The following is a 13,719-nucleotide window of genomic DNA, read 5'->3' on the forward strand; positions in this document are numbered from 1 at the left end:
GACTACTCAGCCCGCTCGAGGAACGGGTTCCGGACCTCGAGCCCGAGAAAGTCGCGGCCGTGCTGAAGGTCTTCCGAGAGTAGGTATTTCGCACCGGACTGGGACGCGGCCTCGATAATCAGCGCGTCCCACCAGGACACCGTGTGTTGTTCGGCGAGGAACGAGGCATTCATGATGATCAAGGGGTCCGTGTCGCGGATACACCAGTCGCTGTAAATCGCGATGACGCGACGGGCCTTCGACGGGCTCATCCGTGGCGACAACTTGCGAGTTGCGGTGTTGTAGAACTCCTGAAGCACCTGCGTGCTGAGCAAACCGGTGCCGCGAGACCATAGATCCTCCAGCACTTTTTGGGCGATGTGGTGCCGATGGCCTGCATCGATATCGTGGGCATAGACGAGGATGTTGGTGTCGATAAAGGTGCGCTCGGTTTCGCTCACGCGTACCTCCGCTCCCCCCGGTCGTACAGGTCCTCTCGGCGCCAGTCGATGTGGCCCCCGTGCCCTTCGGCATTCGCCATCAATTGGAGAGCTTGCTGCTTCGCATACTCGTAGCGTTCAGCGTCCTGCGCGACCTCGCGCAGATACTGCGCCACCATCGCGCTGACCGACGTGCTCCGCTGCACCGCGATCACCTTGGCGGAGGTGATCACCTCCTCATCGAGCTGAATCGTCAGATTCCTTTTTGTCATACCACAGGATATCACGTGGAGCACGTCAATGTGACGTGGTTTCTGAGGTTCTCCGGAAACGGCGAAAGCCCGCCTCCCAAACGGGAAGCGGGCCTTCGACATACAGACCGGAAAGGCTTACTTGGCCTTCTCCAGCACCTCGACCAGACGCCAGCGCTTGGTCGCCGACAGCGGTCGGGTCTCCATCAGCTGGACGCGGTCGCCGATGCCGGCGATCTCGTTCTCGTCATGCGCCTTCACCTTGGAGGTGGTGCGAATGATCTTGCCGTAGAGCTTGTGCCGGTTACGGTCTTCCAGCTCGACGACAATCGTCTTGGTCATCTTGTCCGAGACAACGTAACCGACCCGAACCTTGCGGCTGGCGCGCTGCTCTTCTTTCTGTTCGCTCATGCCGCATCTCCCTTGTCAGCGGGTCCGGAGGCCAGACCGAGCTCGCGCTCGCGCATGACCGTGTAGATGCGCGCGATCTCGTGACGAACCACGCGCAGCCGACGGTTGTTGTCCAGCTGACCCGTCGCCATCTGGAAGCGCAGGTTGAACAGCTCTTCCTTGGAGTCGCGCAGCTTCTGCACCAACTCTTCTTCGGTGAGCTCGCGGAGCTCTGCGGCCGGTGTTTCGGTAGCCATCAGAACTGCTCCTCCCTGGTCACGATCCTGCACTTCATCGGGAGCTTGTGCATCGCGCGGCGCAGAGCCTCGCGAGCGATCTCCTCACTGGGGTAACTCATCTCGAACATCACGCGGCCGGGCTTGACGTTCGCGATCCACCACTCCGGCGAACCCTTACCGGAACCCATGCGGGTTTCGGCAGGCTTCTTGGTGAGCGGGCGATCCGGGTAGATGTTGATCCAGATCTTGCCGCCACGCTTGATGTGGCGGGTCATCGCGATACGTGCCGACTCGATCTGCCGGTTGGTCACGTAAGCCGGCTCCAGCGCCTGGATCCCGTACTCGCCGAACGCCACCGAGGTGCCGCCCTTGGCCATGCCGGAACGACCGGGGTGGTGCTGCTTGCGGTGCTTGACCTTACGAGGCATCAGCATTGCGTCAGCCCTCCTGTGTCTCTGCCGGAGCGTCCACCACCGCGGTGGCGGCGCGCCCGGCCTCGGTGCTGGTCGCCGTGGTACCGGCGGAGCCGGACCGACGCGGGCGAGACGGACGCTCGCGGCGCGGACGATCACGATCGCCTGCCGGAGCGCTGGCGGCGGCGAGCTCACGCTTGCCACCGACGATGTCGCCCTTGTAGATCCAGACCTTCACGCCGATGCGACCGAAGGTGGTCTTGGCCTCGTAGAGGCCGTAGTCGATGTCGGCACGCAGCGTGTGCAGCGGGACGCGACCCTCGCGGTAGAACTCCGAGCGCGACATTTCGGCGCCACCGAGGCGGCCCGAGCACTGCACGCGGATGCCCTTGACGTTCGGCGAACGCATGGCCGACTGAATGGCCTTACGCATCGCACGACGGAACGCCACGCGGTTGGACAGCTGCTCGGCCACGGCCTGAGCAACGAGCTGCGCATCCGACTCGGGGTTCTTGACCTCGAGGATGTTCAGCTGCACTTGCTTCTTGGTGAGCTTCTCCAGCTCGGCCCGGATGCGATCGGCTTCGGCGCCACGGCGGCCGATGACGATGCCAGGACGAGCGGTGTGGATATCAACACGAACCCGATCACGGGTGCGCTCGATCTCCACCTTGGAGATGCCCGCCCGCTCCATGCCGGTGGCGAGGAGCTTACGGATGGCGACATCTTCCTTGACGTAGTCCGCGTACTGCTTGTCCGCGTACCAACGCGACTTCCAGTCGGTGGTGATACCGAGGCGGAAGCCATGGGGATTGATTTTCTGTCCCATTTACTTTGCCCCTCCCTTCCGGCGGTTGCGAGTTGCTCCACCGGCGGTGGGGATGCTCTCGACCTCGATGGTGATGTGGCTGGTGCGCTTGCGAATACGGAACGCACGACCCTGGGCACGCGGCTGGAACCGCTTCATGGTCGCACCCTCGTCGACGTAGGCCGTCGAGATGACCAGGGTGGCCGGGTTCAGGCCGAGGTTGTTCTCGGCGTTCGCCGCGGCGCTGGCCACGACCTTGGCAACTGGCTCGCTCGCGGCTTGCGGCGCGAACTTCAGGATCGCCAGAGCATCCTCGACTCGCTTGCCGCGGACCAGGTCCACGACACGACGAGCCTTCATCGGGGTCACGCGAACGTGCTTGGCCGTTGCGCGTGCGGTCGGGTTCTGAGTCTCAGTCGTCATCGCCGCTTGCTCTTCCGGTCGTCCTTGATGTGGCTTCGGAACGTCCTGGTCGGCGCGAACTCACCGAGCTTGTGCCCGACCATGTTGTCCGAGACGAACACCGGCACGTGCTTGCGACCGTCATGGACGGCGAAGGTGTGACCGATGAAATCGGGGATGATGGTCGAACGACGCGACCAGGTCTTGATGACCTGCTTCGTGCCCTTCTCGTTCTGCACGTCCACCTTCGCGAGGAGGTGGTCGTCGACGAACGGGCCTTTCTTGAGGCTGCGTGGCATTTCTTACCTCCTCCTTCAGCGCTTGTTCTTGCCGGACTTGCGGCGGCGGACGATGAGCTTGTCGCTCGGGCGGTTGGGCTTGCGGGTACGGCCTTCCGGCTGTCCCCACGGCGAGACCGGGTGGCGACCACCGGAGGTCTTACCTTCACCACCACCGTGCGGGTGGTCGACCGGGTTCATCACGACACCACGGACGGTGGGGCGACGGCCCTTCCAGCGCATGCGGCCGGCCTTGCCCCAGTTGATGTTCGACTGCTCGGCGTTGCCGACCTCGCCGACGGTGGCGCGGCAGCGCACGTCGACGCGACGGATTTCACCGGACGGCATACGCAGCGTGGCGTAGGTGCCTTCCTTACCGAGCAGCTGGATGCTGGATCCGGCCGAACGAGCCATCTTCGCGCCGCCGCCCGGACGCAGCTCCACCGCATGGATGGTGGTACCGGTCGGGATGTTGCGCAGCGGCAGGTTGTTACCCGGCTTGATGTCGGCCGTGGGGCCGGACTCGATCGGGGTGCCCTGCGCGATGCCCTTGGGCGCGATGATGTATCGCTTCTCGCCGTCCACGAAGTGGAGCAGCGCGATGTTCGCGGTGCGGTTCGGGTCGTACTCGATGTGCGCGACCTTGGCCGGGATGCCGTCCTTGTCCAGTCGACGGAAGTCGATCAGACGGTAGGCCCGCTTGTGGCCGCCACCGCGGTGCCGGGTGGTGATGCGACCATGCGCATTACGACCACCCTTGCTGTGCAGCGGACGGATCAGCGACTTCTCGGGGGTCGACCGAGTGATCTCAGCGAAGTCCGAAACGGACGACCCGCGGCGACCGGGGGTTGTCGGCTTGTACTTACGAATTGCCATGAGTTCTTCTCTTCTTTCTGGAGTCCCAGGCGCTTACGCGACCGGGCCTCCGAAGATCTCGATGGGCTTGCTGTCGGCCGAGATGGTCACGAGCGCGCGCTTGGTGTTCTTGCGCTTGCCGTAACCGAAGCGGGTCCGCTTGCGCTTGCCCTGACGGTTGGCGGTGTTGACGCTGGTAACCGTGACACCGAAGACCTTCTCGACGGCGATCTTGATCTGCGTCTTGTTGGAATCCGGGTGCACGATGAAGGTGTAGGTGCCTTCCTCGATGAGTCCGTAGGACTTCTCCGAGATGACCGGCGCCAGCAGGATGTCGCGGGGGTCGGCGATGGTGGTCACTTGCTCTCCTCCTGTGCCGCCTCGGCGGGGCCGTGCACGAAGGCGTTGAGTGCCTCCACGCTGAACACGACCTCGTCGCTTTCCAGCACGTCATAGGTGTTGAGCTGGTCCGGCGCGATCGGGTGCACGAACTCGAGGTTCTGCACGCTCTTCCAGGCCGCGAGGTCCTCACGTCCGAGGACGAGGAGGAACTTCTTGCGATCCGAGATCTCCGCGAGGAAGCTCTTGGCCGTCTTGGTGGACGGGTCCTGCCCGGCAACCAGTTCGGTGATCACGTGGATGCGCTCGTTACGCGCCCGGTCCGAAAGTGCTCCACGCAGTGCGGCGCGGATCATCTTCTTGGGGGTGCGCTGGCTGTAGTCGCGCGGCTGCGGGCCGTGCACGACGCCACCACCGGTGAACTGCGGCGCGCGGGTCGAGCCCTGACGGGCGCGGCCGGTGCCCTTCTGCCGGTACGGCTTCTTGCCACCACCGCGGACTTCACCGCGGGTCTTGGTGGAGTGCGTGCCCTGGCGGGCCGCGGCCAGCTGCGCGATGACCACCTGGTGCATCAGCGAGATGTTCGCGGTCACGTCGAAGATCTCCGAGGGGAGTTCGACGGTGCCATTGGTCTTGCCGCCCAGCTCCTTGACCGGAAGGGTCAGGTTGGCTTTCTTCTCCAGGCTGGTCATGCGTGCGCACCACCCTTCACTGCGCTCTTGACGATCACGACGTTGCCGCGGCGACCCGGGATCGCGCCCTTGATCAGCAGCAGGCCGTTTTCGGCGTCAACCTTGTGAACCGACAGGTTCTGCGTGGTGACGCGGTCGTTGCCCATCCGGCCCGACATGCGCATGCCCTTGAACACGCGGCCGGGGGTGGCGCAGCCACCGATGGAGCCGGGACGACGGTGCACAGCCTGCGCACCGTGCGAAGCGCCCTGACCGGCGAAGCCGTGACGCTTCATGGTGCCGGCGAAGCCCTTGCCCTTGCTGGTACCCGTCACATCGACGTAGGCGCCCTCTTCGAAGACGTCGGCGTTGATCTCCTGGCCGACCTCGAAGGTGGACGCGTCGGCGACGCGGATCTCGGCAACGTGGCGACGCGGGGTGACACCGGCCTTGGCGAACTGGCCGGAGATCGGCTTGTTCACCTTGCGCGGGTCGATGGCGCCGAAGGCAACCTGAACGGCGCTGTAGCCGTCGCGTTCCACGGTGCGGATCTGGGTGATTACGTTCGGTCCGGCCTTGATGACGGTCACGGGAACGACGCGATTCTTCTCGTCGAACACCTGGGTCATCCCGAGCTTGGTGCCAAGGATGCCCGCCGCGGGCCTGTTCTTGTTGTCAGTCATATCTCCAGTCCCCGTCACTGAATGTTGACGTCGACGCTGGCCGGCAGGTCGATGCGCATCAGCGCGTCGACCGTCTTCGGCGTCGGGTCGAGGATGTCGATAAGCCGCTTGTGCGTACGCATCTCGAAGTGCTCGCGCGAGTCCTTGTACTTGTGCGGCGAACGGATGACGCAGTACACGTTCTTCTCGGTCGGCAACGGCACCGGGCCGACGACACGGGCCCCAGTGCGGGTCACCGTCTCAACGATCTTGCGCGCTGACGCGTCGATCGCCTCGTGGTCGTAGGCCTTGAGCCTGATGCGGATCTTCTGTCCCGCCACGCTAAGTGTCCTTTTCTCCGCTTATACCTTCGTGATCCGGAAGCTGGCTTCCGTACCACCCTCAATTTGCACAGCCCGAACACACGAAGACGTCTCACGAGAGACCGCGACCGAAGCACGCATGCTTGGTCCTCGCCGCTGTTCATCTGTCATGGTTCTCCGGTCCACGCGGTCGGGCGTGTCGCCCATCCGCTCATTCCTCGGCCCTGGATCGAACTTCGTCTCAGGCCTGGAACCGTGTTCCCGGACGTACCCACATCGGTTGACCCGATGAGGTACACGATTGTTGGTACTCGCCTCGCCTAGCCACCCCGTCTCACACGGAAACAGGCACGGCACTGGTACAAGGCAACCCGAACAGTATGCCCGACGCGGTCGGCTACTTCAAATCCGCCCCCCGCGAGCGGCTCCGCCCAGGTCATCGGCATGACACTGCGGACAGGACGGGCGGCGGGGGGGGGGGGGGGGGGCGGGCCCCCCCCCCCCCCCCCCCCCCCCCCCCGCCGCTCACTTACTTGGCCGAGTCCGGCCCCGTTACGCCCCCCCGGATCAGCGCAGGCCCTGGAACACGAGCAGGTTCCGGTTGGCATCGTCCGGATGGACTCTGCCGTGATAGAGCCGGACCGGATCGACGAGGCCGATGGCCACTATGCCGCCGGGCGTCTCGGCGGCCTCGGCGATGACGTCGGAGATGTTGCCGTATTCCAGCGACCCGTCCTCGCCGCGCAGCCACGAGGTCGGGTCGGCGTCGATCAGGCCGTTGCTCATCCAGAGTCCGTCGAGCATGGCGGGGACGGGGCTGTTACTGAGGGCGACGGTCTCCGAGTGATTGAGGTCCAAGATCCCGTAGATGCCCATCTCCGGCGCGAACTCCGGCGAAACGGCGGCGGCCTGGCCCGCGGCCGTCGCGCCGAGCACGGCAAGTCCGAGCGCCGCGACGGCACCGGCGACAACAGTACGAATACGCATGAATCAAAACTCCAGTTTTGCTGCACACCAACAGAAATGGTGTTGGCCCCCAGTCGCGTCTCAGATCGGCGCAACGCAATAACCTAGCAAGTCGGTCATATGTCCGAATAGTCGAGATCGCCATTTCCCGAGTGAGTTGCGGCACACCGCGCGAGCCGAACTTACTCCACAGTAAGATGAGCGCATGACGAAAGAGACTGCGACCCTCCGCAGCTGGAAGAAGCTGCCGGACAACCGGCTCGGCCACACCCTGTTCTCGCTGGGCATGGTGGCCAGGGTGCCGTATTTCGGCACGGTGCTGCCGAGCGTCGTTCGCCTCGAGCCGGGGCTGTGCGAGGTGACCTCGCCGAAGTGGTTCGGCATCCACAACCACCTGGGCACCTATCACGCCATCGCCGCGTGCAACCTGGCCGAGGTGGCGATGGGCATGCTGAGCGAGGCGACCGTGCCGAGTACCCACCGCTGGATCCCGAAGGCGATGAACGTGCAATACGTGGCCAAGGCGGAGACCAGCCTGCGGGCCGTCGCGAAGCTGGACCAGATCCCCGACTTCACGACGATCACCGAGGGCCAGAACCTGATCGTGCCGGTCTCGATCTATGACAAGCAAGGCCTCGAGGTCGTGCACGCCGACATCACCACCTGGGTCACCCCGGCGTAGCTCCTCAGCAGGGCAGCACGCGCGCGTCGTTCGCCAGTGCGCTGAGCACTACCGCGGCGACACGCGTATCCCCGAGCAGGCCACTGTGATTGGCGATGTCGGCCGGGCAGCCGTCTTGCAGCCAGACGTTGCGATTGTCGCCCGTCGGCGCGGTGAGCAGCGCGGTCTCCTGCGGGGTGATGATCTCGTCGGCGCGGGAGGCGAGGGCCGTGTACCGGATACCGGGCACGGTCTCGCCTCCCGCGTTCAGCCGGTTCAGCAGCGGTGACCCAACCACCTGTTGCTGTCCCGGAGTTCCGAAGACCTGGGCCGCGATCTGCTCGTTCTCCAGACCGAGTGAGGCCAGATCCGGATAGTTCGTGCGGAGTCCGGCCCAGGTCGAGCCCCGATACGGGGTGCCGAGGGTGATCACCTGCGTCACCGCGGCCGCGCCCTGCGTGCGCAGGTACTGGCGGATGACATTGCCCCCCGTGGAGTGGCCGACGAGCGCGACCTGGCCGGCGCCGGTCGCGCTCCGCACGGCGTGCACGACGTCGTTCAGATCGGAGGCCATTCGATCGATGTCGCCGACGCCGTAGATGGTGCGGCCGAGCATCGCGGCACCGACCGGACCGACACCCATTGAGCCCGAACCGGCTTGGCCGCTCACCACGTCACGCAGCCCCGGGGTCGGTCCCAGATTCGCCGCGAACACGCAGTGACCTTCGGCACGCAGCAGCGGCGCGAGCAGGGCGAAACTGTTGGCCGCGTCGGTGCCGGAACCGTGCACCAGCACCACCGGATTCGGCCGCTCGGCCGAGGGGTGGCAGGCCCAGTCATTCGCACCCGCGAATGCCGGGGTCGGGGGTGCGGCCGCCGCGACCGGTGCGTGCAATACCGCCGCGCAGGCGACAGCGAGGGTCAGGCCTGCGATTCTCGCGGCCTGTTTCCGAATCCACATTCCTACATTCCCAACGGAGCAGACAGCGCAGGCCACGAGTTCTTCAACGCGTCTTCCCAATAACCCCAAGAATGGGTGCCGTCCGGATGAATATCATAAGTTGCCGGAATGCCCAAGGAATTCAAACGGGTCTGCATATTCCGTGAGCAGTAATTCGTGCCCGCCTCGATGACACCGCCCTTGATGAGCTGAGCCGCGTAACCGTCGACGCCGGGCAGTGCGTACTTGCCGTTCAATTCGTCGTACTTTCCGGGCAGCCCGCCGCCGCTGGAAATGTAGATGGACTTACCGCGTAGCCCCTCGGCCTGCACATACGGATCGTTGGCGGCCCAGCGCGGATCACCCTCCGCGCCATACATATTGGCCACCTTCGCCCAGCCCCAGGTCTCCACGGTGAGCCGGACGAACTCCTGGCCGACCGGGTCGCTGATCTGCGCGCAGCCGCTGTAGGCGGCGACGCTGGAGTACAGATCGCCGCTGGTGGCGGCGAGCGCGAGGGTGGTGGTGCCCGCCATCGAGAAGCCGGCGATTCCGTTGCGGCCGTTGGTCGCGAAGTATTTATCGATGAGGGGCGGCAATTCGCGGGTCAGGAAGGTCTTCCACTTCTGGCGACCCAGCCGCGGATCGTCGTTGACCCAGTCGGCGTAGTAGCTGAACATGCCGCCGATCGGCGAGACCACGTGCACGTTCTTGGTCGAAAGGAACTGCATCGCATCGGTTTCCGTCGCCCACGTGACGCCGTCCTCGCCGCCGCTCGCGCCCTGCAGCAGGTAGAGCACCGGGCGCGGCACGCTGGTGTCGGCCGCACGCTGCGTCTCCACCTGGATATCGCGATCCATCGCGGCGGAATGAATTGTCAGCGTAAGCTTTCGCGCATCATGCTCTTGCACCGAAACAATCGATGACTCCACCGGCGCCCCGTGCGCAGGCGCAGGCATAATTGCTATAACAGCTGCACCGACTGTGACCGCAAGCACACCGAGCCAGGTGCCTCTCATGATTCCCCTTCTCCTGAACACGGAAACCACCCGTGTACGGCGCCAAGACTACGGGGAGAAACACCGCCTTTTCATCACTGAAGTTGCGGGGCCACCAATTCTGGGGGCATGAATACACGCAATTGTCGGAATGCGTGCTTTCACTATGTTCGCTTTGCCGGGAGACCCGATTTCCGGGGGCTCGGCGTGCCGGGGTAGTTGCGTCGCCCCCGCCGCAACGGATTGAATGCCCTCATGAGTGTCAGCGCGGTCCGCGATGTCGACGTGTGCGTGGTCGGGCTCGGTCCGACCGGCCGAGCGCTGGCGCATCGCGCGATGCGGGCCGGGCTCCGCGTGACCGCCGTCGATCCGCGACCGGATCGGCTGTGGCCGCCCACCTACTCCTGCTGGGTCGACGAACTGCCGGACTGGCTGCCTGCCAGCGCGATCGCGAGCACCATTCCGCGGCCGACGGTCTGGGCCAAGTCCGAACATCGCATCGATCGCCCCTACTGCGTGCTGTCGAAAACCGGCCTGCGCGAGGCGCTCCCACTCGACGACGCCACCGTGTACACCGGGCGCGCCGCCCGGGTCGACGCGCACGTCGTCGAACTCGCCGACGGCACCACGATCACGGCGGCCGCGGTGTTCGATACCCGCGGCCTGCCCACCCTCGGCCGGCGCCGGGCCGCCAGCGCGCACGGCATCTTCGTCGCCGCCGAAACGGCCGCGCCCATGGTCGAGGAAGGCGAAGGCCTGCTGCTGGACTGGCGGCCGGAGAACGGCGCGGGTCCCGACGAGCCGCCCTCGTTCCTCTACTCCGTTCCGCTCGGCGACGGCACGGTGATCTTCGAGGAGACCAGCCTCGGCCTCCGTGGCGGCATGCCGCAGCACGAGCTGCGCAAACGCACGCTGAATCGCCTTGCCGCGCACGGCATCCGGCTCACCGGCGACGAGCCGACCGAGGCCGCGCACTATCCGCTGGATCAGCGGCCGCCGAAAAAGGGCGTCGCGCAGGCCGTTCCGTTCGGGTCACGCGGCGGCATGATGCATCCCTGCACCGGCTACAGCGTCGGCGACTCCCTCGCGCTGGTGGACACCGCGATCACCGCGTTGCGGCAGGGACGCGACCCGGTCGCCGAACTGTGGCCGCGCCGAGCCCGATTGGTGTACTGGATGCGGATGCGCGGGCTATGGGGACTGGGCCGCCTGACCACCGAACAGTCGATCGCCATGTTCGACGCCTTCTTCAGCGCCTCGCCGCGCGGACAGCGTGCCCTGCTGTCCGTGCACGACGACTACACCGCCCTCGGTGCGGTCCTGTTCAACACCGTCGCGCACACCTGGCCGTTCCGCTGGCGCTACGACCTGGTCGGCTGGACCCACCGCAACCGCTGGCTGGACTACGACTTCGATCAGGCGCCGGTCTCGGCCGCACGCCGATAGCCGCGGACCGCGGGGTAGGTGAACAGCACGATCAGGCCGACCGTCCACAGCACCGTCTTCATCAGTGGCTCCGCGACCGGCCCGCCGTAGGACAACCCGCGCATCGCGTCGATCGCGCAGCTCATCGGCTGGTTCTGAATCGTCGACTGCAGCCACGGTGGATAGGCGATGGCCGGTGCGAAGCCGGTGTTGAAGAACATGAGCAGGGTGTTGATGATGCCGATAATGTTCACCAGCATCACGCCCTCGGTGACGGTGGCCAGCGCGGTGACGAGCACGGCGAAGGCGACACCGAACAGCACCGGGATGCCGATCAGCGCGATACCGGCGAGCGGTCCCTGGTTGAACCGGAAGCCGAGCAGCAGCCCGACGCCGATGACGAACAGCGTGGTGACCAGCACGCGGACGGCCTCGGCCAGCAGGCGTCCGGTGAGGCCCGCCGCTCGGTGAATCGGCATGGTCCAGAACCGGCCGAGCAGGCCGGACATCTTCTCGCCCTTGAAACCGAGCGCGCTCACCACGGCCCCCGACATAGCGGCGACCAGCGTGAGCAACGCCATCTGCGCGTAGATGCTCGGCTGGCCGGTGTAGCCGGTGATCGCCTTGCCGAGCACGATCTTGAACATCAGCAGGGTCAGCGCCGGATACACCAGCGTCTGGATCGTCGTCGCGGGATCGCGGGCCCAGACCAGGAGCAAGCGTTTGCACTGGATCAGGCTGTGCGCCACCCAATTGCTCAGCGAGTTCTCGGGTTTCGCCGTCACCTCGGGCAGCGGCGTATTCCACGAGATCTGGTCGGTCTGTTCGACCGGTGCGATAGGTGCTTCCACAGAATTCATGACCGCCTCGCGCTCGCCCAGATCGCCAGCGGGATGAAGACGAGCGCGAGCCCGATCACCCAGACCAGCGGCACCCACAACACTTGCCAGCTCACTCCGCCCGCGGCCATGTCACGCAGTGCGAAGGAGAACTGGGAGACCGGCTGATTGCGCACGAAGCCCTGAATCCAGGTCGGGAAGTTGCGTTCCGGGACGAATCCGCACGACAGCATGCCGAAGATCAGCGTGGGCAGCGTCAGCGCCTGGCTCAGCGATTCCGGGCTCCTGGTCAAGCTGCCGAGCGCGTCGGCGCCGAGCGCGAGGGTGGTACCGATCGCCAAGGAGAACAAGCAGAACAACGCCGCTTGGCCGAAGCCCGCGACGAACCGGAAGCCGATCAGGTAACCGAACAGGATTGCCGCGGTGAGCGAGGTGATCGAACGAACCAGCCCGGCCGCGATCCGCGCGGACAGCGGAACCAGCATGCCGATCGGCATGGTCTGCATTCGCGTGCTCAACCCGGTCAACGCCTCGAACGCGGCCAGTTGCGCGTTCGACATCATGGTGAAGGCCATCGTCTGCAACACGATGATCGGCATCACGTACTGGGCGTAGTCGATGCCCTGGAACTTCATCACGAAGCGCAGCGGCAGATAGAACCCGAGGGTGAACACCAGCGGCGTCACCACCGCGACGATCAACTCGCCCTTGGTGGCCATGGTCCAGACGATGCGTCCGGACAGCGCGCGCCACTGCGCGAGCGAGGACAGCCTGGCCTCGGGTAGATCCGCGAACAACGCGGCCGCGTCGGCGGCGCGGTCGGGGGCGGTAGCGGTGGTCATGCGGTTCCGCCCGAACGGCCGGTGATGGACAGGAAGACATCGTCGAGCGAGGGCCTGCGCAACGCGATGTCGGCCAGCTGGATGCCCGCGGTGTCGAGCCTGCGCAGCGCCTCGGTCAGCGTGGCCGCGCCCGCCGGCGCCGGAATCGAGAGCCGGTCGCCGCCGTTGATGGCGGCCAGCACCGCGGCGGGCACCAGGTCGCCGAGCGCGGTGGCGGTCGGGCGCAGCTGCGTCGGATCCAGCGGGACCACCTCGCAGTAGCTGCCGCCGGTCTTCTCCTTGAGCTCGTCGGCGGTGCCCTCGGCGATCACCGTGCCCTTGTCGATGACGATGATGTTGTCGCTGAGGACGTCGGCTTCCTCGAGATACTGCGTGGTGAGCAGAACCGTGATGCCTTGGGCCTTCAGTGCGTTCACCAGATCCCAGACACCTTGGCGGCTGCGCGGATCGAGGCCGGTGGTCGGCTCGTCGAGGAACACCACCTCCGGCCGCACCACCAGACCGCACGCGATATCGACCCGGCGACGCATGCCGCCGGAGTAGTGGCGCACCGCCCGGCGGCCCGCGCTCACCAGGTCGAATTCCTCGAGCAGGGTGTCGGCGCGCTTGCGGGCGGCGGACTTGGCCAGACCCATCAACCGACCGAACAGTTCCAGGTTTTCCCGGCCGGAGAGGTTCTCGTCGAGCGCGGCGTACTGACCGGTCATCATGATCGACCGGCGCACCCCCGCCGCATCCGTGAGTACGTCGTGCCCGGCGACGACGGCGGTGCCGGAGTCCGGGCGCAGCAGCGTGGACAGGATCTTCACCATCGTCGTCTTGCCCGCACCGTTGGGTCCGAGGATGCCGAGGACGGAGGCGCGGTCGGCAACGAAGCTGACCCCCTGCAGTGCATGCACATCGCCGAACGACTTCCGAACGTCCGTCACCCGGACCGCTGGTTCACTCGCGTGCAGATCTGCTTGGTTCAAGCTCGGCATCAACTCTCCACTATCGGC

Annotated in this window: 21 protein-coding genes; 2 read left to right on the top strand and 19 right to left on the bottom strand. The window is 65.7% G+C overall.

Annotation, left to right across the window (positions count from 1 at the left end):
• Positions 1-2 precede the first annotated feature (2 nt).
• The 14 genes from ACIBCN_RS33405 to ACIBCN_RS33470 all read right to left on the bottom strand — a co-directional run bounded on the left by ACIBCN_RS33405 (position 3) and on the right by ACIBCN_RS33470 (position 7,037).
• Positions 3-440: a PIN domain-containing protein gene (locus tag ACIBCN_RS33405; RefSeq protein WP_396995689.1), complete on the bottom strand. Its 438-nt coding sequence runs from the start codon at positions 438-440 to the stop codon at positions 3-5.
• The gene (locus ACIBCN_RS33410) at positions 437-691 is read right to left on the bottom strand and encodes a DUF6364 family protein (protein WP_396995690.1); all 255 of its coding nucleotides are present in this window, start codon (positions 689-691) and stop codon (positions 437-439) included. The genes ACIBCN_RS33405 and ACIBCN_RS33410 overlap by 4 nt, the downstream gene beginning before the upstream one ends.
• Positions 692-808: 117 nt before the next feature.
• A complete protein-coding gene (gene rpsQ / locus ACIBCN_RS33415) occupies positions 809-1,081 on the bottom strand; it encodes a 30S ribosomal protein S17 (protein WP_364736281.1) in 273 nt (90 codons plus the stop codon).
• A complete protein-coding gene (gene rpmC, locus ACIBCN_RS33420; RefSeq protein WP_039822417.1) occupies positions 1,078-1,317 on the bottom strand; it encodes a 50S ribosomal protein L29 in 240 nt (79 codons plus the stop codon). Before rpmC ends, rpsQ begins: the two co-directional genes overlap by 4 nt.
• Positions 1,317-1,733: a 50S ribosomal protein L16 gene (gene rplP / locus ACIBCN_RS33425; protein ID WP_357386121.1), complete on the bottom strand. Its 417-nt coding sequence runs from the start codon at positions 1,731-1,733 to the stop codon at positions 1,317-1,319. The genes rpmC and rplP overlap by 1 nt, the downstream gene beginning before the upstream one ends.
• 4 nt (positions 1,734-1,737) lie before the next feature.
• Entirely contained in the window at positions 1,738-2,541 is an 804-nt protein-coding gene (gene rpsC, locus ACIBCN_RS33430; protein ID WP_040731339.1) for a 30S ribosomal protein S3, read from the bottom strand.
• Positions 2,542-2,943 (bottom strand): 50S ribosomal protein L22, encoded by a 402-nt coding sequence (rplV, locus tag ACIBCN_RS33435; RefSeq protein WP_396995691.1) that lies wholly within the window; start codon positions 2,941-2,943, stop codon positions 2,542-2,544.
• Positions 2,940-3,221 (bottom strand): 30S ribosomal protein S19, encoded by a 282-nt coding sequence (rpsS, locus tag ACIBCN_RS33440; RefSeq protein WP_357386117.1) that lies wholly within the window; start codon positions 3,219-3,221, stop codon positions 2,940-2,942. The genes rplV and rpsS overlap by 4 nt, the downstream gene beginning before the upstream one ends.
• 15 nt (positions 3,222-3,236) lie before the next feature.
• Positions 3,237-4,076: a 50S ribosomal protein L2 gene (gene rplB / locus ACIBCN_RS33445; RefSeq protein ID WP_357386115.1), complete on the bottom strand. Its 840-nt coding sequence runs from the start codon at positions 4,074-4,076 to the stop codon at positions 3,237-3,239.
• Between the two features lie 33 nt (positions 4,077-4,109).
• Positions 4,110-4,415 carry a 50S ribosomal protein L23 gene (gene rplW, locus ACIBCN_RS33450; protein WP_040731336.1) on the bottom strand — a complete coding sequence of 102 codons (306 nt, stop codon included), beginning with the start codon at positions 4,413-4,415 and terminating at the stop codon, positions 4,110-4,112.
• Complete coding sequence (rplD, locus tag ACIBCN_RS33455; protein ID WP_396995692.1) at positions 4,412-5,086, bottom strand: 50S ribosomal protein L4; 675 nt, start codon at positions 5,084-5,086, stop codon at positions 4,412-4,414. The genes rplW and rplD overlap by 4 nt, the downstream gene beginning before the upstream one ends.
• Positions 5,083-5,748: a 50S ribosomal protein L3 gene (rplC, locus tag ACIBCN_RS33460; RefSeq protein WP_396995693.1), complete on the bottom strand. Its 666-nt coding sequence runs from the start codon at positions 5,746-5,748 to the stop codon at positions 5,083-5,085. Before rplC ends, rplD begins: the two co-directional genes overlap by 4 nt.
• A 14-nt stretch (positions 5,749-5,762) precedes the next feature.
• Entirely contained in the window at positions 5,763-6,068 is a 306-nt protein-coding gene (rpsJ, locus tag ACIBCN_RS33465) for a 30S ribosomal protein S10 (protein ID WP_003938093.1), read from the bottom strand.
• 549 nt (positions 6,069-6,617) lie between these two features.
• Entirely contained in the window at positions 6,618-7,037 is a 420-nt protein-coding gene (locus tag ACIBCN_RS33470) for a hypothetical protein (protein ID WP_396995694.1), read from the bottom strand.
• Positions 7,038-7,221: 184 nt separating this feature from the next.
• On the opposite strand from ACIBCN_RS33470, the gene ACIBCN_RS33475 reads away from it, so the two are divergent.
• Positions 7,222-7,698 carry a hotdog fold domain-containing protein gene (locus ACIBCN_RS33475; RefSeq protein ID WP_396995695.1) on the top strand — a complete coding sequence of 159 codons (477 nt, stop codon included), beginning with the start codon at positions 7,222-7,224 and terminating at the stop codon, positions 7,696-7,698.
• A gap of 4 nt (positions 7,699-7,702) precedes the next feature.
• Here ACIBCN_RS33475 and ACIBCN_RS33480 read toward each other — a convergent pair whose 3' ends face one another.
• Together ACIBCN_RS33480 and ACIBCN_RS33485 are read right to left on the bottom strand one after the other, a co-directional pair.
• The gene (locus ACIBCN_RS33480) at positions 7,703-8,638 is read right to left on the bottom strand and encodes an esterase/lipase family protein (RefSeq protein ID WP_396995696.1); all 936 of its coding nucleotides are present in this window, start codon (positions 8,636-8,638) and stop codon (positions 7,703-7,705) included.
• A gap of 2 nt (positions 8,639-8,640) precedes the next feature.
• Positions 8,641-9,636, bottom strand: a complete 996-nt coding sequence (locus tag ACIBCN_RS33485; protein WP_396995697.1) for an alpha/beta hydrolase — start codon at positions 9,634-9,636, stop codon at positions 8,641-8,643.
• A gap of 234 nt (positions 9,637-9,870) precedes the next feature.
• Between ACIBCN_RS33485 and ACIBCN_RS33490 the strand changes: the two genes are divergently transcribed.
• Positions 9,871-11,061 carry a lycopene cyclase family protein gene (locus ACIBCN_RS33490; RefSeq protein ID WP_396995698.1) on the top strand — a complete coding sequence of 397 codons (1,191 nt, stop codon included), beginning with the start codon at positions 9,871-9,873 and terminating at the stop codon, positions 11,059-11,061.
• On the opposite strand, the gene ACIBCN_RS33495 is transcribed toward ACIBCN_RS33490, so the two are convergent.
• Genes ACIBCN_RS33495 through ACIBCN_RS33505 form a run of 3 tightly spaced genes read right to left on the bottom strand, consistent with a single transcriptional unit; the run spans position 11,031 to position 13,701 of the window.
• Positions 11,031-11,900 (bottom strand): ABC transporter permease, encoded by an 870-nt coding sequence (locus ACIBCN_RS33495; RefSeq protein ID WP_396995699.1) that lies wholly within the window; start codon positions 11,898-11,900, stop codon positions 11,031-11,033. The genes ACIBCN_RS33490 and ACIBCN_RS33495 overlap by 31 nt on opposite strands.
• On the bottom strand, positions 11,897-12,721 hold the full coding sequence (locus ACIBCN_RS33500) for an ABC transporter permease (protein ID WP_396995700.1): 825 nt from the start codon (positions 12,719-12,721) through the stop codon (positions 11,897-11,899). Before ACIBCN_RS33500 ends, ACIBCN_RS33495 begins: the two co-directional genes overlap by 4 nt.
• Entirely contained in the window at positions 12,718-13,701 is a 984-nt protein-coding gene (locus ACIBCN_RS33505; protein WP_396995701.1) for an ATP-binding cassette domain-containing protein, read from the bottom strand. The genes ACIBCN_RS33500 and ACIBCN_RS33505 overlap by 4 nt, the downstream gene beginning before the upstream one ends.
• Positions 13,702-13,719: the final 18 nt, after the last annotated feature.

It is taken from the genome of Nocardia sp. NPDC051052, from assembly GCF_044456045.1.
Classification (GTDB): Bacteria; Actinomycetota; Actinomycetes; order Mycobacteriales; family Mycobacteriaceae; genus Nocardia.